This window comes from Thermococcus alcaliphilus (genome assembly GCF_024054535.1).
Lineage (GTDB): Archaea > Methanobacteriota_B > Thermococci > Thermococcales > Thermococcaceae > Thermococcus_A > Thermococcus_A alcaliphilus.
Genome location: NZ_JAMXLV010000023.1, coordinates 87063 through 113493, shown reverse-complemented (window position 1 = coordinate 113493; position 26431 = coordinate 87063). Strand labels below are relative to the sequence as shown.

Here is a 26431-nt window from a genome sequence, read left to right as displayed (position 1 = left end):
GTTAAAATCATAGGGCACTCCAAAATGGATCCTTTTGGGCCTTCACTTTTGCTGTTTCCTTTAGTGCCCTTATGTCGGTCTCATCCAACATATCCCTGAGCTCCTTCACGAGTCTTATTGCATCATCCCTGCTTATATCGACGTAAAGTATCTCCCCAGGATGGATGTGCCTTCCGACTATTGCACCCTCAATGGCTATAGCAACCTGATCTCCCTTCTTTGCTTCCTGCAGGAAGTCTTCTTTGGATTTTATTGATTTTATAACCCCAACCCGCTCTCCATTTTGCTTCATCAGTGGGTATCCCGGCTTTATCCTACCTTCAATAACCTCTATTCCAACTATTGCTGGGTGGCTTCTCCTGAAGATGTAGCGTTCATCTGGGAATATCTTAATTACTCCTGGGAACTTTGTTTGAGCTAAAAGTTCTTTTTTCTTCTTTTCTTCCTCAGCCTTCACCCATGCCTCGTAGTCTTCTATGATTTTATAGATAACGTTGCCGACAAATATCGGGATCTTCTTGGCCTTTGCAACTTCCTCTGCGTCTTCATTGACCTTCACATTAAAACCTATGACAACACCGTAGAGAGATTCCTCCTCCTTTACGCTCAATGCCTCCATAACATCCGTTTTGCTTATGTTTCCAACGTCTGCCTTTCTTATTGGAATATTCTTTTCCTGCAGTTCTTTGCTTAGCGCTTCGAGACTTCCTATTGTGTCGGCTTTTACAATAACGCCAACTTTGTCCGTGCTTATAATTATGCTCTTTATCTGCTCAAGGATTTCTCTTTTTGCTCTCTTTATCTCCTCTTCAGTTCTTGCCGCTATAACCGGGGAACCTGCGAGAGCTTCCTCTAAGTTTGGGGCGGCTATCTTAATTCCAGCTGCTGCAGAAACTTCCTCAACCTGATCAAAGCGATATCTTGGATCTCTTATCTCGTCAAGAGGCTTCGGCTTAAGGAGAGCCCTTATTTTTGTGACTATTGCCTTATCCTTGCCACCCACAACTATTATATCGTCTTTTCTGAGGGTTCCATCATAAATTATCACGTCTATTGTTGTCCCAAAGCCTACTTCCTCCCTAACTTCCAAAATAGTTCCTCTCGCGGGACCTTCAACCTCTATCTTCAGCTTCTCTTCGAGATATTTCTGAGCCAAACCCGCTATAAGAACAAGCAATTCTGGAAGGCCTATTCCATATTTGGCTGAAACGGGAATTATGGCGAGTTCCCTTCTGAAGTCCTGAACACGATCGAACCTATTGGCCTGGAAGCCAAGCTCATAAAATTTTCCTATTAGTTCCCAAAGCTTTGTCTCAAGCTCCTGAACTGCCCTTTGATCCTGTTTTTTGATGTTTACCAAGAAAGGCTCGTTTTCAACGATTTTCCATCCTTTAATACGGTCAATTTTATTTGCAGCGACAACAAAGGGAGTTCTGTATTTTCTCAAGATCTCTATGCTCTCAATAGTCTGGGGCTGGAAGCCCTCGTTTATATCAACTACAAGGATTGCCAAATCGGCTAAACTGCCTCCTCTGGCTCTCAAGCTCGTAAAAGCCTCGTGGCCGGGAGTGTCTATAAAGAGCAATCCCGGAAGTTTAATTTCGCCTTTCCACAAACTTAAAAGGGGTCCAGCGAGTTGTTTAACCACTTCAATAGGAACCTCGGTCGCACCAATGTGCTGAGTAATTCCACCCGCTTCTTTCTCAGCTACGCGGGTATTACGTATTCTATCAAGCATCGTGGTCTTACCATGATCTACGTGTCCAAGAACCGCTATAATTGGCTGTCTAATTTTTTTCATACTCTCACACTCCACAAAACTTTTGATGAGCGTTACGGGATTAACTAAAACGCCCGCTTTTTAAAGGTTAGGGATTAATCTTAAAAATCCTCATGCTTACCACATTTAGTGGTTATCATGGAGAAGAAGACAATGCAAAAGGGTAAGAGCTACTACAAGAAAGGAAAGGTTTTATGGGTTTTAAAATACAAAGAAAAGCTGTTTTCCAAGGTTTTGGGCACTTATCCATATTATGTGGAAGTTGACTTGGAAAAGAACTCCAGCAGGTGCACCTGTCCACAGGGAAAAGACTGCAAGCATGCCGCTGCCACAATAATAGTCTTTGAAGAGGGATTCTACATAGAAAGCCATGAGCCAGTCTCAGAGTTTTTTCCAGAGGCAGCTTTAAAGAGATATCTGTTCCATGAGAATCCGGAATTGGGACTGGAGATTATTTTAAAGGAGCTTCAATATCAAATAAACAACGATGAAAGCGGTAGTGAAGTGGCCAGACTCTTGAGAGAAGCCTTGAAGCTGTTCAGCCTTACTCCGTCTAAAGAAAAAGGTTTCCAAATATTGGAAATTTTTAAAGAATTCGAGAGGCTTTTCCCAGACTACAATTTAACCGGAGAGCTGGGAAGGGAAGTCAAAGAAACTCTAGAAGGGTGCTCTCTTTGAGCTTTCTCCTTAAAGAATCATATACCTTATTCCCATCGAGGGTAAGGCTATAGCTAATCCCAGCTTCATCTAAAATGGCTTTCATTATTTGAAAGGCATATTTTGCCTTAGTGCCCTCCATCTCAACTGAGACGAAATAGCCCTTTCTCTTCCCAAGAATTATGTCAAAATTAAGTCTCTCGGCAAGCTCTACATCAAGAAAAGTTAATTTTTTCTGTGTTTTGTACTGCCTCACCATAACGTTTGGGAATTTCCCCCTCAGCTTTTCCACTATCTCCCCTACCTTTTTGTACTCTTGTTCATTGAGCTCTGCAGTGAGTTTGAGTTTTTCCACTATCATATGCTCCACCGAAAAAGGCCTTCAAAAAAAGCCTTATAAAGTTTGCATCCCCTAAAAGAGCATTGGAAGGTGGTAATATGAAGGCCATATACAGGGGCATGTGTCCTAACTGTGAGGACAGGATAAGTGATTTACGTTTATACAAGAAGCATCCTTGTGAGGTCTGCTTGGATGAGGAAATAAAAGCCGAAGTATATTTTGATCTGATAAAAGGAATTAGGGATGCCCTAAAGCTCAGAGGAACTTTAAAACACTGGGAAGAGCTATATTCTCTTGAGAAAAAGTTGAATGAGGCTGAAGAGCTTTTCAAGAAAGCTACCGGCTTCACGTTTTGGAGCGCCCAAAAAACTTGGGTTAAGCGTTTAGTGAGGGGAAAAAGCTTCTCTATAATCGCCCCTACTGGAATGGGAAAAAGCGTTTTTGGGGCTTTCATGTCGATTTACTATGCAAAAAAGGGTAAGAAATCATATATAATTTTGCCGACAACACCTCTGGTAATTCAAACAATCAAGAGAGTCCAGACATTTGCAGAAAAAGCCGGGGTAAGCGTTAACTTAGCTTACTACCACGGGAACATGAAGAAAAAAGAGAAGGAAGAAATGCTCCAAAAAATCCAGAATGGAGATTTTGACATCCTTATAACCTCTGCACAGTATTTAGCAAGGAATTTTGATCTCTTAAAGGATAAGAGGTTCGATTTTATATTTGTGGATGATGTTGATGCATTCCTCAAAGCCTCAAAGAACATAGACCGCTCCCTTATTCTCCTCGGTTTTACCGAAGAGATCATTCAGAAGGCTTGGGAGATTATAAAACTCAAAAAGCAGATGGCAAAATACCTTAACGGTAACAGTAAGGACAAAAATGAAAAGCTAAAAGAGCTGAACAAGCAGATAAACACAGTTGAGAGGGAGATTAGAAAGTTTAAGCGAGAAAACAAAATTGGAGTTCTAATCGTAGCTTCCGCCACTGGAAGTGCTAGAGGAGATAGAATAAAGCTTTACCGTGAGCTTTTGGATTTCGAGGTGGGAAGCGGCAGATCTGCGTTGAGAAACGTCGTGGACAGCTATATCTTCCCCGAAAAGCCAATAGAGGAGCACGTCAAAGAGCTGTTAAAAACTTTAGGCTCGGGAGGACTCATATTCGTCCCAATTGACCAGGGAATAGCGTATGCAGAGAAACTAACGAATTACCTGCAAGATTTAGGATTTAAGGTGGAGTTAGTCTCGGCAAGGAACAAAAAGGGGCTTGAAAGATTCGAGAAGGGAGAGGTTGATTACCTAATAGGGGTTGCTACATATTATGGCTCTATTGTTAGAGGATTAGATCTGCCCCATCTAATAAGATATGCCATATTTACTGGAGTTCCAAAGTTCCGGTTCAGTATAGACCTCGAACAGCCTACTATATACAGGGTTTTAGGACTGATGAGTGAGGTCATGGAATTCCTTGAAAATGAGGATAGGAGAAACGCCGAAAAGCTGTACGCTAGGCTAAGGAGGCTCATAAGAAATATCCCGCAGTTTGAAATCTTAAAAATAGAGGAAGCACTAGCAGAAGGGCTACCCCTAGAAGGGTTCTCAAATCACGTTCTTGAAGTTTTTAAGGAAGCCGTTGAGTTCCTTAGAAACGTATTAAAGAAGCCCGAAGTCCTAAAAAGAATAGAAGAAGATCCTTTTGTGAGCCTCAAGAAAGAGGAGGGAAAGTGGTACATAGAGATTCCCGACGTGAGGACGTACATACAGGCCACAGGAAGAACTTCGAGACTTTTTGCTGGAGGTATTACAAAGGGACTCAGCGTTGTGATAGTGGACAATGAGAAGGTTTTCAATGGCTTGAAGAGGCAGATGCGCTGGCGCTTTGCGGAGTTTGATATGAAGCCCTTCAATGAGCTCAATTTGGAGGAGTTGCTGAAAGAGATTGACGCTGATAGGGAGAAAGTCAGGCTCATCATGGAGGGTAAAATAGCAGAGAAGACAAAAGACCTTGTAAAATCTGCCCTTATGATAGTAGAATCGCCAAACAAAGCCAGAACTATTGCGAGTTTCTTTGGACAGCCAAGCAAGAGGCGTATTGGTGATTTGGTAGCGTATGAAGTAAGCATAGGAGAACTAATGCTCACCATACTGGCAAGCGGAGGGCATATGTTCGATCTCGTTACAAACGAAGGTTACCATGGAGTTTTAATAAAGGAAAACGACGGAAAGCTCTACTTTATCCCGGTTTACGATACCTTAAAGCGCTGTAGAGAGTGCGGGCATCAATTTGTGGACTGGGAAAAGAAAGGAGTATGTCCCAGATGTGGTTCAAGAGACGTGAGGGATGCCCTCGAAAATGTGATTGCAATGAGGGAAATTGCTCAGGAAGTTGATGAAATACTGATTGGAACGGATCCCGATGTTGAGGGTGAAAAGATTGCATGGGACATAAGAAACGTCCTCTCTCCGTATACTCCAACCATAAAGAGGATAGAGTTCCATGAGGTTACGAGGCCCGCTATTCTAAAGGCCCTTAAAGAGGCAAGAGACGTAAACGAGGCAAGGGTAAATGCCCAGCTTGTGAGGAGAATAGAAGACAGGTGGATAGGATTTGAGCTTAGCCAGAAGCTCTGGGAGGTTTTTGAGAACACTTACCTTTCAGCTGGAAGAGTCCAAACCCCCGTTCTAGGCTGGGTCATAGAGAGATACAGAGAATTCGTGGAAAGTGAAACCGATTTCATGAGGCTGACACTCGAAAACGACTTGGAAGTGACACTGGAGGGAGTTAAGGAAGAAGTTCAAGAAGTTATCGTGGAAGAAGTCCAGCTGGAAGAGAGAGACCTAAATCCCCTCCCACCGTATACCACCGATACAATGCTCCAGGATGCCTCAAGATTCCTAGGATTTTCAACCGACTACACTATGAGACTCGCCCAAGACCTCTTCGAACTCGGTCTAGTAACTTACATAAGAACAGATTCCACCCATGTGAGCAACGTTGGTATTGAAGTTGCCAAGGAATACATTACCGAAGAGGTCGGTGAAGATTACTTTGCTCCGAGGAAGTGGGGTGAAGAGGGAGCACACGAGTGTATAAGACCTACAAGACCCATAGACACTGGAAGACTCATGCAGTTGCTGAGGGATGGAATAATAACCCTTGCAAGGGGTCTAACGAGAGACCACTTCAGGCTCTATGATATGATATTCAAGCGCTTTATGACCTCCCAAATGAAAGCGGCAAAAATACTTTATGAAAAGGCAGTTATTGATGCAAAGGTAGCAAAAGCGGAAATAGAAGGTTACGTGGAGATACTCTTCGATGGATGGACAAGACTTAGGAACCCTCCACTAAGACAGCTTCCCAAACTTGAAAAAGGACAGAGGATTAAGGTTAAGGACATCAAGAAATGGAGGGCTCCAAAAGTACCCCTGTTTACTCAAGGAGACATAATTGCCCTAATGAAGGAGCGCAAAATCGGTAGGCCTTCTACGTATGCAAAGATAGTCAAAACTCTCTTAGACAGGCACTACGTTATCGAAACGAAGGGAAGGAAGAAGTTAGTGCCAACAGAACTAGGCACGAAGGTTTACCACTACCTAATCACAAAATACAAGGAGCTTGTGAGTGAGGAAAGAACCAGACAGCTGGAAGAGCTCATGGATCTTGTGGAGGAAAACAAGGTAGATTACCAAGAAGTGCTGAACGATATGTACGAGGAGATAAGAAAGTACATTGCCTAATCTCTCTTTTTCATAATTAATGAAAAAGAAGAGAAGGAAATCACTCTTTCTTATGCTTCATTTTCCAGTTGTGCCATCTGTATAAAGCCGCAAGTGACTTAATAGCCCTTTCGGGCTCTGGGTACGCTGGGATGCCGTTCTCGTTGAGCATGTCAATTGCTTCTTTAGCCTCAACGCCACCGACTATGGCAACCACTATTGGCTTCTTCCTTCCGCTTGCCTCATATTCCTTGATGACTATCTTTGCGAGGTCTCTTGGATCAAGAACAGCTGTCTGGCAGTAGAGGACTGCTATGGCATGCATCTCTGGATGGGCTAATGCGTCTCTAACTGCACCTTCGTAGGCCTCAGCTCCGGCCATACCCGTTAAGTCCACTGGATTCTTATAGCTTCCAAAGGGTGGCATGTGGTTTGCAAAGATCTTAAGCTCCTCAAGGTTGTCATAGAGCTTCAATCCTTCTTCCTCAGCAGCGTCAGTGGCCATAACGCCTATTCCACCACCGTTTGTGAGGATTACAACGTTATCTCCCTCGGGCTCTGGAAGGTTTGAAAGGGTTCTTGCCCAGTCGAAAGCCTCGCCAATTGTTAATGCTCTTAAAACACCGCTCTGCTTGAATGCGGCTGTATAAATGCTATCTGCACCAGCAAGTGAACCCGTATGAGATGCAGCAGCCTTGGCTCCCCTCTCGCTCCTTCCAGCTTTGATAACTATAATCGGCTTCTTCATTGAAACTCTCTTCGCGACTTCCATGAATCTTCTTCCGTCCTTCACACCTTCCATGTAGATTAAGATTGCCCCCGTGTTTTCGTCGGTCTCAAAGTACTCAAGCATGTCTGCATCGTCAAGATCGCTCTTGTTTCCAATGCTAACAACAGCCGAAAGACCGACCTTCTCAAGTATTGTCCATCCCATAAGGGCTATTCCGAGGGCACCGCTTTGAGAGACAAGTGCAAGCTTTCCGGGCATTACATCTGTCGGACCAAAGGTTGCGTTAAGCTTGGCTGGGGTGTAAACAACACCGAAGATGTTTGGACCGAGTATCCTCATTCCGTACTTGTGGGCTGTCTCAACTAGTTGCTGCTCAACTTTCTTTCCTTCCTCACCAAGTTCTCCAAAACCCGAGCTGATAATCGGAAGTACTTTTACTCCCTTCTTTCCACATTCCTCTACAACCTGTGGGACAAACTTAGCTGGAACAACTATAACTGCCATGTCTACTTCATCCGGGACATCGAGGATGCTCTTGTATACTGGGAACTTTCTTCCGCTGATCTCTATCTCCCCACCCTTAACGTTAACTGCGTAGATTTTGCCCTCGTAGCCGTAATCGACAAGGTTCTTCATGATAGCGTATCCTATCTTCCCAGGCTTACCAGAAGCGCCTATAACGGCAACGCTCTTTGGTTTGAAAAGTGCCTCTATGCTCATTTCCTTCACCTCATGAACTTTACAAAGGTTAATGCGAAAGAGGAGTTATAACTTTTCTCTTATTCATTTGACGACTTGGATATCGGCGTTTGTTAAAGGAACCAATGGTTTTGAACGATAATTGAAGAATGATCATGCATCCTGCAGTTGTCGTATCTACCCAAAGATGCTAAAGGAGCAATGCTTTAAAGTCACAAAGAGAAAATAGAAAATGGTGATGACCCTTCCCCTCCCTGAGAGGGTGATGAACACACCGGTAGGCTGATAGAAATGACGAGGATTGAAGATGAAAAAACAGCCCAATATACCCAAATTCACAAACTTTTCAGGAAAGCCTTAGAGATTTCCTTTGATACAGTTGTTATGGTGTTCCTGTTCTTCATACTATACCTCACCCTATACTCCATCTACCTCAACTTTAAGCTAACTTACAAGGTCAGCGACCCAAAACTTCTGATTGCGAACATACTAGTGACTATTATCCTAATAGAAACCTACAGAATCTTGATAATCTATTTAAGGCAGCACCGCGTGAGCATATCTCACATTCTTGAGGTTGGAATTGTTGCACTTGTCCAAAAGCTCATCGTTGCCTCGGATTTTAAGGAGCTCGATGCCTTAAAGCTCTTTGCCGTCGGTGGATTGCTTTTTATACTTGGTCACCTATACATTAGGATAGGTGGTGAGTAATGGGAGTCCAGATTGGTGAGCTTTTACCAAGAAAAGAGCTTGAGCTTGAAAATTTAAATGGGAGAAAAGTTGCGATAGATGCATTTAACGCTATTTACCAGTTTCTCTCAACAATAAGGCAACGAGATGGGACTCCTTTAATGGATTCCAAGGGAAGAATAACGTCCCATCTTTCAGGGCTTTTTTACAGGACTATAAACCTAATGGAAGCGGGAATAAAGCCTGCGTATGTATTCGATGGGAAGCCTCCAGAGTTCAAGAAAAAAGAGCTTGAAAAAAGAGCTGAGGCTAGGGAGGAAGCGCAGGAAAAATGGGAGGAAGCCCTAGCAAGGGGAGACTTAGAAGAGGCAAAGAAATATGCACAGCGGGCGAGCAAAGTAAATGAGATGCTTATCGAGGATGCTAAGAAGCTTTTGGAGCTTATGGGCATCCCATGGGTGCAGGCTCCCAGCGAAGGTGAAGCGCAGGCAGCTTATATGGCATCTAAAGGGCACGTTTGGGCTTCGGCGAGCCAGGACTACGATTCGCTCCTCTTTGGAACACCAAGGCTAGTGAGAAACCTCACCATAACTGGAAAGAGAAAGCTTCCTGGGAAGGATATTTACGTGGAAGTTAAACCGGAGCTCATAGTTCTTGAAGAGGTGTTAAAGGAGCTTAAGATAACGAGGGAAAAGCTGATAGAACTTGCAATTCTCGTGGGAACGGACTACAATCCTGGAGGCATAAAAGGGATTGGACCAAAAAAGGCCCTTGAAATAGTCAAATACTCCAAAGATCCTCTGGCAAAGTACCAAAAAATGAGCGACGTTGATCTCTATGCAATAAAGGAGTTCTTCCTAAACCCGCCGACAACAGACGAATACAAGCTCGAATGGAAAATGCCCGATGAAGAAGGAATATTAAAGTTTCTCTGTGATGAGCATGATTTCAGTGAAGAAAGAGTTAAAAACGGCTTAGAAAGGCTTAAAAAAGCAGTAAAGGCCGGGAAACAGTTTACGCTGGATAGCTGGTTTAAAAAGTGAAAAGCGGATTTCCAGAAAATATACTCAAAGCGGGAGCTTTAGCCCTAGTTTTTCTACCATTTCTTTGTATCTGTTTCTTACTGTGACTTCTGTTACTCTTGCAACTTCGGCGACTTCCCTTTGAGTCCTCTTCTCGCCCTCCAGGAGACCGGCAATGTACAATGCGGCAGCAACAAGGCCAGCAGGGCTTTTACCACTCGTCAAGCCCATCTCGTAAGCCTTCTCAAGGAGCTCTATAGCCCTTCTCCTCGTCCTCTCACTTAAGCCGAGCTCATCGGCAAACTTGTTCACATAATCCGTCGGCTTAACGAAGAGCTTCTTGGGAGTTAAGTTCAAATTCCTCGCAATGAACCTGAAGCTCCTGCCAATTTCTTTCTTGTCAACCTTGGCAATATCGGCAATCTCATCAAGAGTCCTCGGAATCTTCAAGAGCCTGCATGCAGCGTAAACACAAGCCGCAATAACGCTCTCAATCGACCTTCCCCTAATAAGCCCCTTTCTAACAGCCTCTCTGTAAAGCCTTGCAGCTTCCTCCTCAACGTGTTTTGGAAGGTTTAACCTCGCACCAAGTCTGTCAAGCTCACTCAAGGCAAAAGCAAGGTTTCTCTCGGCGGCATCACTAACCCTTAACCTGCTCTGCCACTTCCTGAGACGATAAATTTTCTCCCTCATCAAACCCTTAACATTCCTGTCGTAACCAATATCCGTCGAAAGGCCCTTATCGTGCAGCAGAATGCTCTCGGGCGCGCCAGTCCTAGAACGCTTTTCCCTCTGAGAAGCATCAAATGCTCTCCACTCGGGACCCATATCAATCATGTTCTCCTGAATTACAAAACCACAATTTGCACAGATTACTTCTCCCCTTTCGGGGTCATAAACAAACTTATCGGAACCGCAAACTGGGCAAACCCTATGCTTAGTCACAATTACACCCCCACGGTCAGTAAACTTGTCAATCCCCATATATAAATCTTAAGTTTTTCCAAACTTTGATATTGAATTTGTTATCCAGTTTACATGCTCTTTTTTAAAGGTGATCTTCTCAAGCACTCTGACATCGTCTTCAAGGACGTTGACATACACCCAAAGGAAAACTGGATCTTTCTCACTTCCAACAACAAGGTTGCGGTAAAGAATATCAAGGGTTCCATCACTACTCTTTCTTGCCGATAATGGCTTCCAGATATCCAAACTAACCTCGCCCTTTTCATTTAGTATCCTGATGACGTCTTTAATTTTCACGTTTTTGTCACCATTTAATCCTAAATTCTCTTCTCGTTCTGGCATCTATTTGAGCCAAAATCTTTTTAAGTTTTTCATCCGTGATTCTCTCGGTTATCTGGCCTGCTTGGTATAACTGAACGAGAATCAACTCTACTTGTCTCGCAAGCTCGGGCCTCACAAGCTTAACCCTCGCAAGCCTTTCCCTCGCCTCGGGTGTGAGAATTTGCTTCATTATAGCATTTAGCTGAGCTTCTAATTCCATCTCCTGCCTTACCCTTTCTTCTTCCTCTTTCTGCTGCTCTGCAAGTCTCTTCTGAAGCTCCAAAAGTTTTTTCTTTCTAATCTCCTCTATGTCCTCAGCCATTTTTCTCTCACCCCGCCGAGTGAATTTATGATATGGCAGTTAAAAAGTTATTGCAGAGATTGCAAAAATAAAATGCCCTAACGTGAGTTTTGAGTATCAAATTGGAGCATCTCAATATAAAATGTTAGAACCTATCGTCAGGCATATTCTAAAATTTTTATTATGAACACCAATCTTGATCAATTTCTGGAATCTCTGAGCGTTTTTTGGAGCTTCCTTTCCATGAAAATAAATCGGTTTTCCTGAGAGTAATCTCTTTGTGAGCTTACTAAAATCAGAATTAGCTAGATTTGCAGGCAATGCGTTTGTAGTTTTAGCTGAGGGGGATATGCCATGCTTGAAGTACTTCCTAAAACGAACAAACTAAAAAAGTAAAAATACCTATCAGTTTCATCTCCACATTTCTCCTTAGGTCTTGTGTTATAATTATTTTATAATTAAGTAATTTTTCAAATAATTAGATGTAGTACTTAACGTTGCTAACTTATCATTGCAAACTTATTGTTTTAAAAAAACTTAAAAATATTAAATTTTAATTAGTATTAGTATCAATTAATATTGGGGGTGATGCCATGGCAGGGATTATATATTTTAAGGAACGAAAGTATTCAGAATACAAAGGCAACACAGAAGAACTACCATTTGTGTGTGCATTTTGTATGGTATGCACCCAATCCGTAATTAAATTGACATGATTTGTTGTTTTGGATTTATACTTTTTGTTCATCTTTTTTCCATTAAGGGGGTGAAATTATTGGAAGATAAAAGGAAATTGTTTCTTCCAAATCCACAATTAGTCTGGGAGCTTAAAAATAACAAAGCAATAATATATATGCCCGATAAGGAATTAGGGCTTGACAAAGAAGGAACAGAAATGTTTATTAAAATTATCAGAAGAGAACCAATATCTATAGAAACCCAAGAACAAAAAAGTTTATAGAGGACCTTATAGATCATAAGATTGTCCTTCCCTATGATTCAAATAATCCCAAGTTCTTCCCACCAGGTGCTATAGCTGTTGAGATCACACATAGGTGTAATCTGAAATGCAGGCATTGTTATGTTGGTACCAGAGAGAATCCCACAACTCTCTCTGTAGATGTTATCCAAAAGTTAATATGGGATATGGAGAAGTTAGGATGTTATCAGCTCGCTATTGGTGGAGGCGAGCCTACTTTACATCCAGATTTTGAGAAAATTCTGGAAATCATCCATAAAAGTAAAATATATGCCCATATAGTTACAAATGGAACAACAAATCTCCCCCAGTATCTTGAAAAATACGCTAACAAAAAGAAAAAGAGCTTCCTAGTAACTATAAGCATAGATGGACCAAAAGAAATACATGAAAAAATTAGAGGAAGGGGGATATTTGAAAAAATTATAGAGAATATCAAGAAACTAGCAGAGTTAGGCTGGAAACCTCAAATTCAAACAACAGTTTCTTTAGACACATACCATTATATTCCTGCTCTGCTAAATCAAATTAGAGATTTACCAATAAGAGCATGGGCTGTTAAAATGGAATATCCTGTTGGTAATGCAAGATCTCGCGTCAATTTGTTCCCTTCACCTGAAGAATTCGTGAAGATGAGGGAGGACGTCTACAAATGGTGGGAAAGTTCGGGTATAAAGGGTATAGAATTTGGTGATGATTTGGGCTATTTCCCACCCGCTTTAAGAAAACCTGCTAAAAAGAGGGCGTATTACCTGTGTTCTGCTGGAGTTGTCCAGGTGACAATAGATGCTGAGGGGAATATAACTCCATGCACCCTTATTCAAATAGCAGATGGATCCTCCAAGTATATTGCAGGGAACCTATATGAGGATAGTCTTGTGGAAGTTTGGCATAAAAGTGAAGTTTTATGGGAATTCCGACTAATGTGGCCTAAAAATGAACCTTGTACCTATTGTGGTTTTGTATGTGCCAAGTGCCCAGCCACAGTGCTCACAATTGCAGGAGATATTAAAAAACCCGATCCTAGATGTCCAATGTCTAAAAGGAGGGTAAATAATGGGAATAGTTGAAGTAATGAATGTAACAAAAAAATTTCCCAGCTCTAATGGAGAAGTCGTGGCGGTTGACAATATCAGTTTCAAAGTCAAGAAAGGTCGTGTTTTTGGAATACTTGGGCCAAACGGAGCGGGAAAAACCACCACTTTAAGAATGATAGCCACAATCTATCGGCCAGACAGCGGAAGAATACTGGTGGATGGAATAGATGTCATTGAGAATCCAAACCAGGTTAGAAAAAGAATAGCTTACATGACCCAAGAACCGGACCTTTCGCCGGCTCTATCGGTTAGGGACTACATAATATACTATTTCCGGTTTAGAGGACTTAGCAAAAGAGAAGCAAGACAACGCTGTGATTATGCTCTCAAGACCTTTAACCTCAAAGAGCATGCCTACAAAAAACCATTTCAGCTAAGTACAGGACTTAAAAGAAGAATCCAGCTGGCGTGCGTGCTTTTGAGTAATACTCCCCTGGTATTTCTCGATGAACCTACAGCAGGGATTGATCCAAAAAGCAAGAGGGAAACATGGAAGCTGATTGAAGAGATGGTTAAAGAAAAAGGGATGACTGTTCTTTTAACAAGTCACGATCTGTATGAAGTGGAGTACCTAGCAGATGAGGTGTTAATTATAAATCGCGGAAGGATAGTTGCCCAAGGGGCCCCTTCAGAGCTAAAAGAAAGGTTTGGAAAGACTCTGAGGGTAGTCACAAGGAACCCAATAGGGGATTTTGAAAGGTTGAAGAGAACCCTTATGGAGCTTGAGGATGTTAAAGGTGTTAACCCAATTAGTGCAAATTCCTTTGAAGTACAGCTGAGCTCTTTGGATAACCCCCTAAACGAGGTTCTTCAAGCAACAATCTCCCAAGAGCTGGAGGTAATTGAAATATTTGCCACTACCCTGAACTTTGAAGATGTCTACCTGAATATAATAGACGTTGGAGGTGAAGTGGATGGCGAAACTCAGTGAATTACTTTCATCTTTTCGAGTTGCCATGTCAAGAGAAACTAAGGTTGGCATAGACCTGGAATTCTGGCTGGGAACAATGTTTGAACCAGTAATATATGTTCTAATTTTTGGCCCCCTAATGGAGAAGCTCATAGGAGGAATAAACATTGGCGGGGTGGAAATCTCATACCTTGCATTTATGTTCCCGGGAGTATTAACTTTAGTGGGTATAAATCAGGGGTTCAGAGGAGCGACAACATTCATTCAAGATCGTTTCTATGGGGGCTTAGAAACTCTTTTCACACTCCCGATTTCAAGGTCAATTCTGTTTATTGCTAAGATTTTAGGAGCTTGCTTAAGGGCATTTGTTGCCATGGCAACATTATCGCTTCTCGTTGTTATAGTCTCAGAGGATGTTTCTTTGACACCATTGAACTTTATCAAAAGTTTTTTGGTCAATTCCACCCTCGTTGTAATACTTTCGAGCCTTATGATATGGCTGTTGTCTAAGGGGCGGAACCCTAACCTTCCAATGGCAATATCTGGAATAATAATGCTTCCCATGATGTTCCTTTCCACGGTATTCTATCCAAAGGAGGTATTCGAGGGTAACAAGTTGCTCAGTTTAGTAGTTTCAGTAAACCCGATGACACATACATCAAACATTACTAGAAGCCTTATTTACAGAATCCCTCTTTCTTCATCCGTAGTTGTCACATCACTAGCATACCTTACGAGTTTGACATTCATAGCCCTATTGCTTGGGCTGAGAGGCTTTACAAGAGCACTGGAGAAGTAAGCCTTTTCACTTTTATTTTTATAAAGCTTTGAACCGATATAACTCTAACAAGCAGACACCAATGAGATATTTTAGAGAAAAGGAAATAAGAGTTTACATTCAGTACTTCTTAAGCTCTGGGATTACCTCTTCGAGCTCCTTCTTGAGCTCTGTAGCTGCCTTGTCAAGGAAGCTCCTTCCCTTTGGTGTAACTACCCTTCCCTCTCCAGGTACCTTTGTGACAAACCCTGCCGCTTCAAGCTGCTGAAGGGCTTTCCTAATTATGCTTCCGCTTCCCTTGTAGAAGTGCTCTGGAGCGTGTCCTCTGTTCTTCCTTCCACCGTACCAAGTCCTTAGCCTTTCAATACCAACTGGCCCGTCAATGTATATCTTTCTGAAGACTGAAGCCACTCTATAATACCACCAATCGTCTTGCTCTGGGAGTCTCTCCTTATGCCTGCCGGTTTTAACGAAGGGTGCCCACTCAGGTGGCTTTATTTCGGGAATCTCTTTCAATTTTTGAGCTACCCTCTCAACGAGTAAATCACCGGGAACGTCATAAACTGTTGCCATTCTTCACTCCCTCCCTTTCTTGAACTTTTTCCTAAATTGAGCAATGTCGAGCTTGACTTTCTTAACGGGTTTTTCCTCCCGTCTCTCTTTCGAGAGTTCCTTAAGCTTGAGCTTCTTTAAATACTTTTCCCATCCCTCTCTGGGACGGAACAATATAAACCTTTTGCCCCTCACGTCAATAAGTTCACTATCTGTAAGCTCCGCAACTTTTTCTGCTATCGCTTTTCTGTCCATCTGGGTTGATATTAAAGCACCTTTTTTTATTTCAACTTTTAATATCCCGTCTTTCTTAAGCTGAGTATTGATCTCGTCAATGACGCTATCATCTAACCCTCTCTTACCAACCCACGCTTTAGGTTCAATATCGTAATATTTAGCCCTTATAGCTCTTCTCACCTTTCCAGGTAAGCGCTTTTCCATCTCTCTCACCTCAAGTAATCTCGCCCTTACTCATGGACGCGAAGTTTTTTAGGAGAGGCCCTTTTTAAACCTTGCTTAAGGTATTGCACACCTTTGACCAAAAACCCTTATTAAGTTTTGGTCTTAACGTTATATTGGTGATTGCAATGAAAGTGCTGTTTTTAAGTGCGGATGGATTTGAGGATTTGGAGTTAATATATCCCCTCCATCGCATAAAAGAGGAAGGACATGAGGTATACGTGGCAAGCAACAAGAAGGACACCATAACCGGAAAGCACGGCTACTCTGTAAAGGTTGACCTGCTGTTTGACGAAGTAGATCCAGATGAGTTTGATGCACTCGTATTGCCCGGTGGAAGAGCTCCAGAGATAGTTAGGATAAACCCAAAGGCCGTTGAGATAGCTAAAAAGATGTTCGAGGCTGGAAAGCCAGTAGCGACAATATGCCACGGCCCGCAGATACTAATCTCTGCAGGAGTCTTAAAGGGAAGAAAAGGAACGTGTGTTGTCACAATAAAAGACGACCTCATAAACGCGGGTGCAGAGTACATTGACAAGGAAGTTGTCGTTGATGGCAACTGGGTAAGTTCAAGACATCCCGGGGATTTATACGCATGGATGAGAGAATTTGTAAAGCTTTTGAAGTGAATGTTCCTTCACTTTTCTTTTTAGGTTTAAACTTACAAATAGCAATTCCGTTTGGCATGTTTTGAAAAAGAATCTTGATTAATAAAGGTAGATTTTAAGTTCGAATTTTTGGTGAACACCTTGCAGAGCTTTCTATAAACGTTGATAAACTCTCAAAAACAATATTGGCTCCTAGATAAGAAGCAAATTTGAGAAATTGGAGACTTTTGAACAAACAGAAACTAAACAAAACGATTTCATAAAAAAAGCTTAAATAGGAGTTTTTCATTAATTAGAAACAAGTAAATAGATTAGATACACTAGTGGGAAGTTATGGAACTCTATGGAGCTTAGAGGTTCCACAGCTTCCCTAAAATATGAAGAATCCAAATAATAGGTATGGTGGTTGAATATGAAAGAAGAATTTGAGACCTCTGTATGGAATTACTTGAAAAGCCTAAAATGGGGAGAATATGTAATAGTGGAGCACAGTTCCAGTGATCCCACACATCTACTTTTTTACGTTATGATCAACCAACTGAAGGAAAGCGATGTTCCGTTTGTAGTTATAGACGTGCTTGATAAGTACTACCTCCTTAGAATGCATTTAGCAAGTGCCGGGATTGATACGAGCATACTGGATGATATTCCGGTGATTAAACTAGGAGGAGTGCGCCACGTTGGGAAGATTACAAGTCTAGTAGAGAGAGTTGAAATTTCTCAAGATGCTCCAGTGTGGATACGACACTATCGGGATGCCCTCCGCAGAGTCGAAGAAAAGCTCGGCAGATATGTCAAGCTAATAGTGGGGATAGATTCACTGTTGCAACTCTACGAAGATAACATCTGGGAGCTTAATGCCTTAATGCTTGCAGGATTTGCTAGTATGATGGGAGACAAAGCTAGCAAGGGGATTGTGTTCCTAAATTCATCCGTGCTTAACCCAAAGACAGTTTTAAAGCTTGAGGAGATATTCCCTCGGGTTTTAAAGCTAGAACTAAAAGAAGGGCAGCTAATCCTTAGGATAGAAAAATCCGTTGATTTTGATGAGTACGGGCAAGAAATCAAAGTGAATGCCCAAAAACTGCAGGATGAACTGAGAACGTGAATTAAAAATCAGAAAATTAAAATATCAAAGGGGATCAGAGGACTCCCCTGTCTCTGTTCTCCCCTCTAGTTAATTCAGCTCTGCCTTTGCTGAACATTTCCTCTATTTTCTTGTAGTACTCTATCGTCTCCTTGCTAACACTTGGGCCGACCTTCTTGAGCGCTTCCTCAAAGTCTTTCATTGTAACTTTGACTTTCTGCCTAATCTCGCTTGCCCTTGTACCGGGCTTGATAATGCCTCCTGCTATCGCCCTTCTCATGGCATTTAATGCCGCCTCTCTCACAACTGCTTCAATGTCAGCACCTGTGTATCCTTCGGTTCTCTTTGCTAGCTCCTCCAAGCTAACGTCCTCTGCCAGCGGAACGTTCCTTGTGTGGACTTTGAAGATCTCAAGCCTTGCCTTTTCATCCGGAGCTGGAACTAAGATGAGCCTATCAAAGCGCCCCGGCCTGAGTAAAGCTGGATCAAGGATGTCAGGTCTGTTTGTAGCGGCAATGACCACAACACCGCTGTTCTCTTCAATGCCATCCATCTCCGTGAGCAGCTGGTTAATAAGCCTATCTGTAACTCTATTAACGTCTGTACCTCTTCTTGGGGCTATTGCGTCAATCTCGTCAATGAATATCACTGTTGGTGCAGCTTGTCTTGCCTTCCTAAAGATCTCCCTTATGTTCTTCTCGCTCTCACCGACCCACTTGCTAAGAACTTCTGGCCCTCTGATGCCAATGAAGTTAGCCTCGCTCTCTGTTGCCACTGCCTTAGCTAGCAGGGTCTTACCAGTTCCTGGGGGACCATATAGGAGGATTCCCTTCGGTGGAGTGATTCCCATAGCCATAAACGCCTCAGGATACTTGAGGGGCCACTCCACTGCTTCCCTCAGTTCTTGCTTAACGTTCTCAAGGCCTCCAATGTCTTCCCACCTAACGTTGGGAACCTCTAAGAGTACTTCTCTTAGAGCTGAGGGCTCAACCATCTTTAGAGCTTCATAGAAGTCCCTTCTGGTTACCTTGAGCTCTTCAAGTACCTCCTTCGGAATGCTCTCTGCCTCGAAGTCTATCTTGCCCTCCTCAATGAGTCTTCTTAACGCAGCCATTGCCGCTTCTCTCGCTAATGCTGCTAAATCAGCCCCCACGAACCCATGGGTCTTCTCAGCAAGCTCCTCAAGGAGAAGGTCAATCAAACGATGCCTAACTTCTTCATAGAGCCTCTCGTCAATCTCGTTGAGTAATCTCTTAATGTCCTCATCCTTGTCGGGAGTTTTGTCTATCTTCTTAAGGGCTCTCTCAGCAGATTCTCTGAACCTATCGTCCTGCTTAAGCTCCTCAAGGATTCTCTTAACGTCTCCTTTCCTGAAGTCAGGTTCAATTGGCATTCCTCTTGTGTGGATTTGGAGGATTTCCTTTCTTCCCTGCTTGTCTGGAACACCAACCTCAATCTCCCTATCAAACCTACCAGGCCTTCTAAGAGCTGGATCTACTGCATCCGGCCTGTTGGTTGCACCAATGACTATTACCTTGCCTCTGCTCTTTAAGCCGTCCATTAGGGTAAGCAACTGAGCGACAACTCTCTTCTCGACTTCTCCACTAACCTCTTCTCTCTTTGGAGCTATTGCGTCAATCTCGTCAATGAAGATTATGCTCGGAGCATTTTCTTCCGCCTCCTTAAAGACTTCTCTGAGTCTTTCTTCGCTTTCTCCGTAGTACTTGCTCATGATTTCTGGACCGTTAATTGCTATGAAGTGAGCATTAGCCTCATTAGCCACAGCCTTGGCCAGGAGAGTCTTACCAGTCCCCGGAGGACCATAAAGCAAAACACCCTTAGGCGGCTCAATACCGAGCTTTTCAAAGACTTCTGGGTGCTTGAGTGGAAGCTCAATCATTTCTCTGATTTTCTGTATAACATCCTTGAGACCACCAATGTCTTCATAGGTAACTCCTAAGGCTGGTGTCTTTGCGACCTCCTTTACGGGCTTCTCTGAGATCGTGAACTCGGTAAACTCCGTTATTTGCACTACTCCAGAAGGTGTAGTTGCCGTAACAACGAAAGTAAGCTCTTGTCCAAGAACGCCTATTCTAATGTAGTCTCCCCTAACCACTGGTCTACCAACTAGCCTTGAGTGAAGCCAGTCGACAAAGTCTTGACCAAATCTAATGGGTTCTGTAGGAGCTAAAACAACTCTCTGTGCTTCTTTGACCTCTGCCTTTCTTATGGTCACCTCATCTCCAAGACCAACGCCGGCGTTCTTTCTTATTGTACCGTCCATTCTAATTATGTCAAGCCCCTCGTCCTCTGGATATGCGGGCCAAACCACTGCGGCTGTGTTTTTGGTACCGATAATCTCCACTATGTCACCAGGTTGAACGCCAATTTTTCTCATTGCACTTCTATCAATCCTAACAATCCCCCTACCAACATCCCTTTGGTAAGCGGAAGCAACTTTAAGCTTGATTTCTCTCTTTTCTGCCATTTACACCACCTCCATATTTTTAGCAGATGATCGTGATATCACTTATTTAAGCAAAAATTCAAAAAATAACGAAAGAGATCACTCAATCTTAACCTCAAATCCTTCTTTTTCTTCCTTCTTTGTCGGGTGCTTCTTGGGAACCCTTATCTCAAGGACACCATTGTTGTACTTGGCCTTTGCCTTCTCTGGGATGACTTCCTCTGGCAATCTGATAACCCTTCTGTAGCCGCTGTAGTATCTCTCTATCCTTACTGCGCCCTCTCTCTCAAGTTCTTGTTCTCTCTTGACCTGGGCTTCGATGTAGATTGTATCACTGGTTACCCTTACTTTGATGTCCTCTTTTCTGACTCCTGGAAGCTCAGCGGTAATAACGAACTCTTCACCGGTGTCAAAGATGTCAACGAATGGCTCTCTCCATACGCCCTCGCTTTTCATTTCAAACTCTTCCCTTGGCTCGCCGAATCTTCTGTAGCTCCAGAGTCTGGGACCCCTGAAGAATTCATTGAATATCTCATCGATCTCTTCCTGAATCTCTCTCATTATGTCAAAGGGGTCCCATATGTCTCTTCTCCACCATCTTCTTGCCATTTCCCTCACCTCCCACCACTTTTGGTTACCAATAGTTATTAAAATGATAATCCTTTATAAACTTTTCGATTTTAGTATAAAAGGGTAAGATTAACCTCACCGCAAGATTTATAAAGCGGGTTTAACCTTCTATAGTTTGAGTGCGGGGCGGTAGCTCAGCCTGGGAGAGCGCCGGACTGAAGATCCGGGTGTCGGGGGTTCAAATCCCCCTCGCCCCACCACTTCTTCGTTTCTGACAGTTTAAACAGCCGAAAACTTATTCAAACTTGATTTTTGCCACTCAGTTCTACCACACTTCAGCCTGAACGAATTAGTAATTTCACCATTTCACTCTGTGATCACAAGTGCCGACACGTGATCATATCTCAATTAAACAGTGGTTAAAAGGGTGAAAATTATGATTAATCACCGGATGAAGTTTTCACTATAACGGTGAATCACCGAGTAGAATGGTGAAAAAATGATTTTTAACTCTCACCAGCAATAAGAGAGCCTAAGGTTATACGTTAACCTTAACAAAACTCCTCCAGAAGTCGACCTCACATCCACAGGAATCACCAAATTATATTTAATCTTTCAATAATCAACTTTTTGGAACTTGCATTGCATTTGAACCTAGAAGCTGGATCAATCATCGGATCTAACTAATCAAAACTTACGCAAAAATCACAAACTTCTTTCGAAAATTTCGTCATCAGTTCCCAAAAACTTAATATACGTCGACATAGATATTTTTCTATAATAGGTGGAAACTGTGGAAAATCCACCCCAACCTTCTAAAGACCTCCACTACCTCATTACCAGAATCATCAACCCTATTTTGAATTCCATAATAGCAACACTCCATGATAATTCTGTTGTACATTATAAGGACTGGAGCCTTGACGTTAAGGAGTACACTACTCCCGAAGTAATGGCGAAGTTTTTGGAAGACTGGAGAAACGAATTGTGGCACAAGTACTATAACAAGAACTTATCCGAAGTATCAGAAGAAATTCTATACGATTATATGCGAGCTATAAAATATGTATACACCCGACTCTATAACCAAAGAGAGATGCTCCCCATAGCTGAAGAGATAAAAACCAACTTTATCCTCCTTGGACAAAAAATTGAGAAGTATTTAACCGGAAAAGTAGAGGTATTCTCAAATTTTATGTTCGACGTAGAAAAGAGTAAACCTCTTCAAATGGAAAAGCCTCAAGAAATGCCAAAAAGTCAAACAAAACCAGGTAAGTTAAAAGAAGAGGAGTCCCTAGATTTTGGTGTTTGCTCTAGGTGTGCTGTTTATGATGGAGATAAGAGTAAGAAAAAGCTTTATCAATGTCCATATTGTGGAGAATGGTTTTGTGAAAAGCATATTAGACCTTCTTTGGTATTAACATTTCAGAAATATCAAGAGTTGTGGATTAATCATAAAGATTTGAGAGACTTCTTGGACAAGGAGTGGCACAGAGAAGATGGTCATCCCTGTTACCCTTACACTCAAAAGTTCTGGCAGGAATATGATTGGAAAAATACAAGCTTATATGGTATAGGGAAATCCAGCTCCCCTAAAGAAATTAGAGTTTCAGGAACATGGTTTCCTAAAAATTATACTCGGTACGACAATGTGATTATAAATGTCAAAAAGCGACTTAAGGATTGGGGTAGTGTTTATGTCACTCCCAAAGAGATCTACATAGAGACGTCAACAATCAAAAAAGTAATCCCACGTTCACCATCAATTAGATTTGAGATTAGAGATGGGGAGCGGTGGATTATAATACCAGAAGATCTATACCTGGGGAGCACTTCTACTCCGAAGAGCACACCTTCCATAAGATCCCCAAATATAAAACATTCAGCTGTCGAGAGAGGAGAACCGTTGCCTAAAAAAGACGAAAAACAAAAGATAAATGAGGATATTACAAAGCTCTCCAGGCAAGCAAATAAGAGACAAGAAAAGCCAGGTAGGAAAAAACAGAAGTCCAAAGGGAAGTATATAGCCGTAGGGGTTGTAATACTATTATTGATATTGGTTGGCTATTTGTACTCGCAAGGAAGTTTTGATAACATTGGTAGTTATACTCAAACTACAGCTACAAGCACTCCTCCTACATACATTCCAACGGAAAATACATTATTTTTGGAGGATTTTGAAAAATACCCTATTGGTGAATTCCCCTCTGGTGATAAATGGAGACTCGTCTGGTCCGGCAAGGGAAGAGAGTATCAAATAGTGACCAATACAGTTTCCTTCTCTGGAGACAAATCACTCCAGCTATGGGGTATATCAGGGTGGTCTGCAGTTGCAGAACGCATGTTTTACTCCTCTTCAGAGGTTATAGGCTTTGAAACTAAGATTTACATCGAGGAGTATGGTACACATGACCAAAAAATGGTTGCAAGAGTGTTATTCTGGAATAAGGAACTAGACGCTTGGGGGAGGTACTATGCAGGAGTTTACTTCCAATCAAATGGAAAAGTCATCGTTGGTTCCACACCTGTTGCCAAGTGGATGCCTAAAACGTGGTATCACCTTAAGGTAATTTTAGATAGGAGTACTAAGACTTTCTCAGTGTACCTTAATGGAAAACTTATTGCTAAAGACGTAACAGCATATTCTCCCGATGTTGAGAATATAAATGCAATAGTTCTTATTTCCGACCATGCAGGAGTTAAAGTATATTATGACGATGTAAAAGTGTTTGAACTTTCCCAAACTCCCTACACAAGCACCTTAACACAAACATACATACCAACTCAGACATATACACAAACACTCCCAATAACTTCTGAATCTTACTGTTCTAATGGTTATTGGAGGTATATTTTTGAAGATGCTCTAAAATGTGCTCTAACTGAAGAAGAGCTTTCAAGAATCTCCAACCTAGCCAATCAATTGAAGGGAGAGACCATACAGGAAAGCGCGTGGAATATCCTAGAATGGCTTGACAAAAACATAGAATATGACTATTACAAGGCTTCCCTCCCAGCTCCTATAATATGGAAATATCCAGATGGGAGAATAAAGGAAGTCACTGGAGGGGAAGGCACGGAGATCCAGACTCCGTATGAAACTATTCAAAGGGGAAAAGGCGTCTGCAGTGATTATACAATCTTAACTACTGCACTCTTATTAGAAATGGGTTATTCTCCAGTTTACGTGTTTGATATAAACTTTGAAAACTCTGAGACAGGACATACAGCCACTGCAATAAAAATCAACGGAGAATACTTTATTTTAGACCAACACCCACCAGTAATGGATTTGGGGACATACTATACCGATTTGTCAACTTATAGGCAGGAAACTCTCGGCGAGAGGTTGTTCATTTCAAATGCCACGATTTATGAGGTCAAAAAGGATAGGAGTGGTGTTTTAGTTGAGAAAGTTGAAACTCTTTCAGCGGAGGACTTTAAACAAAGGGATTACAAATTTAGCTTTGTAGATATAACCAAGATATCCGAAGATTTAAAACGGATGTTTAAGGAACATTACCACAATTTGATTCTTGATACCAATATTGCCAATCTTGATAAAAGATCATATTTGCCTGTAGGATACTCTGACGGGGTAACTTGGAGAATGGAGTTTCCTCATTATGCAGATTTCTACAATCCAGTATTCCATGAGCAATTTGTAGAATACTTATTTACATCCTTTACCGACGATTTAAGGCTTAAATATGATTTGCAGAGGTTCAACAGATTTTGGGTCAAATTAGAGCAGGAAGGGGATTCACTAAAAATAATACTAAATCTCGCCAAAAAATAAGCAAACTGCTGGAGGGTGATTGAAATGAGGTATAGAACTGGACAGGTAGTTTTGTGTGGGTTACTACTCCTTTCCATAGTCATGATGCCTTGGTCAACAATAATCGATAGGGTCACTGGAGGATTGCTAACTACCGACATATACACTCACAAAGTGGTTTACAGTCTAAATACAATAGAAGGTAGCTGGAGGGAAAGCTACTCGTTCTCAGAACTCATAATAAGATTTTCAGGAAAGAAAGTTCCCTCTGATAACATGGAACAATTTATAAGAGCATTTGTACTTAATTATGGAACGAATGTGTTCTACTTATCGATGCTCCCGGCTATTTTAGCTTTAACTGGATTAATTTTAGGATTCACCAAGCCGTACGAAAAGAGGAAGACTAGAAAGATATTGATTGGACTTGGAATTTTAGGCGTCCTAACGAGCTTGTACTACTTGTATGGAGTTTATAACACGTTAAAAATAATAGGATATGATTATCCAGTATTTGCGATTATTACTGGAGTGCCTTTAGGAAAAATTGGCTTTATGGAAGGGGTATATACCCTCAAAATGAGTTATGGATGGTTTCTAACTTTGATATCCTCAGTCTCACTAATAGTGTACGGAAATAGCTTAAAAGTGGGTTATGTATACAAAACATGGTAAACCTTGAAAATAGCAGAAACTTAGTGGCTCTTTAGAAGAGAGTTTTTAGAAAGGACTTTTGTGGTCGGTATACTACAGTATCTTCAGTAGTCACAATTGCATTTGAGCCATATACTTCCTTTTCTTTTGCGAGCAAATAATCCTCCGTTTTCCGAACTAATTCCAAAAAAGTAGTTGGCAATAGTTCTCCTTTAATAGCCGGCTCTAGCAAATGCCTTGGAAATGCTCTCACACCATAAAGTGCTCCTAGCAAGTAACCAACTATCGCTCCAATTGTGTCACTGTCCTTACTATAAGTTACAGCGTTTACAAGAGCTTCAAACGGATTTTCACTATAGCACATTAGAGTATATAACACCATAGGAATTGTTTCCAACAAATAAGCGCCAGATCCAACTGTTTTATTTAAATCATACAGACTCCACCCTTCATTTAAAGCCTTTGTTAAAATCTTCTCAATAAAATACCAAGCGGAACCTGTATAGGTAATCCTTCCACTACGTGGCTTGTATAGGGAATTATCCCCCTCTAGTTCCCTAGCTACTCTCACATACTCTTCTAGCCACCATTCTGGTTCTGGTGGTCGGTTAATTTTCATAAGCTTCCATAACAAGTTAGTGAATGCAACTGCAGATGAAATTGCGAGCTTATCTTGGTATATTAGATATGTCGTAATCACTGCATCGCTCCATAATTCTTTAGAGGGTTCTAGTAAGTGAGGAATGACGACAGGAGAGAGCTTCATAAGAGCACCGTTTCCGGCGCTTTTCCCACCTGCCAGATACCAAGGGACTTTAAGGTCTTTGTAGTTCTTGATGAAATATTTAACAGTTCTTCCTATCCCGATTATCCTCTCTTTTGTATAGCGATCGGCTAAGGCTTTTGGATTTAACCAATTATGCTTTAAAAATACTTCAAGAGTCCAGAACGTTAACTGGGTGTCATCCGTAATGTGCGCTCGTGGGGGATATCCTTTTAATTCTGCTATTCTATTTCTAGGGATCGTGCCTTCGACAGAGGATCCGAGTGCATCTCCAATTGCGGTTCCAATTAGCATTCCTTCGACTTTTTTTAAATAAACAGGCTCGATCGGATCGGGATCTTTATAAAAGAATTTAGACTGCTCTATTTTAAGCAGTCCGGCATCAAATAGAATGTTCATTATGCACGAGTTGGTTTTACACTCATTCAGCAGTTTTTCTAAGTCATAAAGATTTCTTGACATTCAAACTTCACCTAAAAC

General features: G+C 41.8%; 23 protein-coding genes and 1 tRNA gene. 13 read left to right on the top strand and 11 right to left on the bottom strand.

Annotation, left to right across the window (positions count from 1 at the left end; all coding sequences use genetic code 11):
- Positions 1 to 7: 7 nt before the first annotated feature.
- Positions 8 to 1801, bottom strand: coding sequence for a translation initiation factor IF-2 (gene infB / locus NF859_RS09240; RefSeq protein ID WP_252743980.1), 1794 nt, complete (start codon positions 1799 to 1801; stop codon positions 8 to 10).
- A 117-nt stretch (positions 1802 to 1918) separates the two neighbouring features.
- Here infB and NF859_RS09235 point away from each other — a divergent pair, with 117 nt between their 5' ends.
- Complete coding sequence (locus NF859_RS09235) at positions 1919 to 2458, top strand: SWIM zinc finger family protein (protein ID WP_252743979.1); 540 nt, start codon at positions 1919 to 1921, stop codon at positions 2456 to 2458.
- Here NF859_RS09235 and NF859_RS09230 read toward each other — a convergent pair.
- Positions 2427 to 2798 (bottom strand): hypothetical protein, encoded by a 372-nt coding sequence (locus tag NF859_RS09230; protein ID WP_252744048.1) that lies wholly within the window; start codon positions 2796 to 2798, stop codon positions 2427 to 2429. The genes NF859_RS09235 and NF859_RS09230 overlap by 32 nt on opposite strands.
- Positions 2799 to 2875: 77 nt before the next feature.
- Between NF859_RS09230 and rgy the strand changes: the two genes are divergently transcribed.
- Positions 2876 to 6520: a reverse gyrase gene (rgy, locus tag NF859_RS09225; protein WP_252743978.1), complete on the top strand. Its 3645-nt coding sequence runs from the start codon at positions 2876 to 2878 to the stop codon at positions 6518 to 6520.
- 40 nt (positions 6521 to 6560) lie between these two features.
- Here the strand turns inward: rgy and acs are convergent, their stop codons facing one another.
- Positions 6561 to 7949 carry an acetate--CoA ligase alpha subunit gene (gene acs / locus NF859_RS09220; RefSeq protein ID WP_252743977.1) on the bottom strand — a complete coding sequence of 463 codons (1389 nt, stop codon included), beginning with the start codon at positions 7947 to 7949 and terminating at the stop codon, positions 6561 to 6563.
- Positions 7950 to 8219: 270 nt separating this feature from the next.
- Between acs and NF859_RS09215 the strand changes: the two genes are divergently transcribed.
- The gene (locus tag NF859_RS09215) at positions 8220 to 8639 is read left to right on the top strand and encodes a phosphate-starvation-inducible PsiE family protein (protein ID WP_252743976.1); all 420 of its coding nucleotides are present in this window, start codon (positions 8220 to 8222) and stop codon (positions 8637 to 8639) included.
- Positions 8639 to 9661 (top strand): flap endonuclease-1, encoded by a 1023-nt coding sequence (gene fen / locus NF859_RS09210; protein ID WP_252743975.1) that lies wholly within the window; start codon positions 8639 to 8641, stop codon positions 9659 to 9661. Before NF859_RS09215 ends, fen begins: the two co-directional genes overlap by 1 nt.
- 24 nt (positions 9662 to 9685) lie before the next feature.
- On the opposite strand, the gene NF859_RS09205 is transcribed toward fen, so the two are convergent.
- Genes NF859_RS09205 through NF859_RS09195 form a run of 3 tightly spaced genes read right to left on the bottom strand, consistent with a single transcriptional unit; the run spans position 9686 to position 11249 of the window.
- Positions 9686 to 10585 (bottom strand): transcription initiation factor IIB, encoded by a 900-nt coding sequence (locus NF859_RS09205; protein WP_087036594.1) that lies wholly within the window; start codon positions 10583 to 10585, stop codon positions 9686 to 9688.
- A 48-nt stretch (positions 10586 to 10633) separates the two neighbouring features.
- Positions 10634 to 10948, bottom strand: coding sequence for a hypothetical protein (locus NF859_RS09200; RefSeq protein WP_048874612.1), 315 nt, complete (start codon positions 10946 to 10948; stop codon positions 10634 to 10636).
- Positions 10911 to 11249, bottom strand: a complete 339-nt coding sequence (locus NF859_RS09195; protein ID WP_004068130.1) for a DNA-binding protein — start codon at positions 11247 to 11249, stop codon at positions 10911 to 10913. The genes NF859_RS09200 and NF859_RS09195 overlap by 38 nt, the downstream gene beginning before the upstream one ends.
- A 754-nt stretch (positions 11250 to 12003) precedes the next feature.
- Here NF859_RS09195 and NF859_RS09190 point away from each other — a divergent pair.
- From NF859_RS09190 to NF859_RS09175, 4 genes are read left to right on the top strand one after another with little or no spacing between them, the layout of a single operon-like run.
- Positions 12004 to 12189 (top strand): immunoglobulin domain-containing protein, encoded by a 186-nt coding sequence (locus NF859_RS09190; RefSeq protein ID WP_252743974.1) that lies wholly within the window; start codon positions 12004 to 12006, stop codon positions 12187 to 12189.
- Positions 12156 to 13277 (top strand): radical SAM/SPASM domain-containing protein, encoded by a 1122-nt coding sequence (locus NF859_RS10725; protein WP_353936097.1) that lies wholly within the window; start codon positions 12156 to 12158, stop codon positions 13275 to 13277. Before NF859_RS09190 ends, NF859_RS10725 begins: the two co-directional genes overlap by 34 nt.
- Positions 13264 to 14235: an ABC transporter ATP-binding protein gene (locus tag NF859_RS09180; protein WP_252743973.1), complete on the top strand. Its 972-nt coding sequence runs from the start codon at positions 13264 to 13266 to the stop codon at positions 14233 to 14235. The genes NF859_RS10725 and NF859_RS09180 overlap by 14 nt, the downstream gene beginning before the upstream one ends.
- Positions 14219 to 15013, top strand: a complete 795-nt coding sequence (locus tag NF859_RS09175) for an ABC transporter permease (RefSeq protein WP_252743972.1) — start codon at positions 14219 to 14221, stop codon at positions 15011 to 15013. Before NF859_RS09180 ends, NF859_RS09175 begins: the two co-directional genes overlap by 17 nt.
- 99 nt (positions 15014 to 15112) lie before the next feature.
- On the opposite strand, the gene NF859_RS09170 is transcribed toward NF859_RS09175, so the two are convergent.
- Both NF859_RS09170 and NF859_RS09165 read right to left on the bottom strand, forming a co-directional pair.
- Complete coding sequence (locus NF859_RS09170; RefSeq protein ID WP_004068132.1) at positions 15113 to 15565, bottom strand: 30S ribosomal protein S19e; 453 nt, start codon at positions 15563 to 15565, stop codon at positions 15113 to 15115.
- A 3-nt stretch (positions 15566 to 15568) separates the two neighbouring features.
- A complete protein-coding gene (locus NF859_RS09165) occupies positions 15569 to 15985 on the bottom strand; it encodes a YhbY family RNA-binding protein (RefSeq protein WP_004068133.1) in 417 nt (138 codons plus the stop codon).
- A 146-nt stretch (positions 15986 to 16131) separates the two neighbouring features.
- Here NF859_RS09165 and pfpI point away from each other — a divergent pair, with 146 nt between their 5' ends.
- Both pfpI and NF859_RS09155 read left to right on the top strand, forming a co-directional pair.
- On the top strand, positions 16132 to 16632 hold the full coding sequence (gene pfpI / locus NF859_RS09160) for a deglycase PfpI (protein ID WP_004068134.1): 501 nt from the start codon (positions 16132 to 16134) through the stop codon (positions 16630 to 16632).
- Positions 16633 to 17023: 391 nt separating this feature from the next.
- A complete protein-coding gene (locus NF859_RS09155) occupies positions 17024 to 17719 on the top strand; it encodes a DUF257 family protein (RefSeq protein WP_252743971.1) in 696 nt (231 codons plus the stop codon).
- 34 nt (positions 17720 to 17753) lie between these two features.
- On the opposite strand, the gene NF859_RS09150 is transcribed toward NF859_RS09155, so the two are convergent.
- Positions 17754 to 20186 (bottom strand): CDC48 family AAA ATPase, encoded by a 2433-nt coding sequence (locus NF859_RS09150; protein WP_252743970.1) that lies wholly within the window; start codon positions 20184 to 20186, stop codon positions 17754 to 17756.
- 78 nt (positions 20187 to 20264) lie between these two features.
- The gene (locus tag NF859_RS09145) at positions 20265 to 20774 is read right to left on the bottom strand and encodes an Hsp20/alpha crystallin family protein (RefSeq protein WP_252743969.1); all 510 of its coding nucleotides are present in this window, start codon (positions 20772 to 20774) and stop codon (positions 20265 to 20267) included.
- Positions 20775 to 20918: 144 nt separating this feature from the next.
- Here NF859_RS09145 and NF859_RS09140 point away from each other — a divergent pair.
- The 3 genes from NF859_RS09140 to NF859_RS09130 all read left to right on the top strand — a co-directional run bounded on the left by NF859_RS09140 (position 20919) and on the right by NF859_RS09130 (position 25188).
- Positions 20919 to 20995, top strand: a tRNA-Phe gene (locus tag NF859_RS09140).
- 533 nt (positions 20996 to 21528) lie between these two features.
- Complete coding sequence (locus NF859_RS10720) at positions 21529 to 24534, top strand: transglutaminase-like domain-containing protein (RefSeq protein ID WP_252743968.1); 3006 nt, start codon at positions 21529 to 21531, stop codon at positions 24532 to 24534.
- A 24-nt stretch (positions 24535 to 24558) separates the two neighbouring features.
- Positions 24559 to 25188 carry a hypothetical protein gene (locus tag NF859_RS09130; protein WP_252743967.1) on the top strand — a complete coding sequence of 210 codons (630 nt, stop codon included), beginning with the start codon at positions 24559 to 24561 and terminating at the stop codon, positions 25186 to 25188.
- Between the two features lie 31 nt (positions 25189 to 25219).
- On the opposite strand, the gene NF859_RS09125 is transcribed toward NF859_RS09130, so the two are convergent.
- Entirely contained in the window at positions 25220 to 26413 is a 1194-nt protein-coding gene (locus tag NF859_RS09125) for an ADP-ribosylglycohydrolase family protein (protein ID WP_252743966.1), read from the bottom strand.
- Positions 26414 to 26431: the final 18 nt, after the last annotated feature.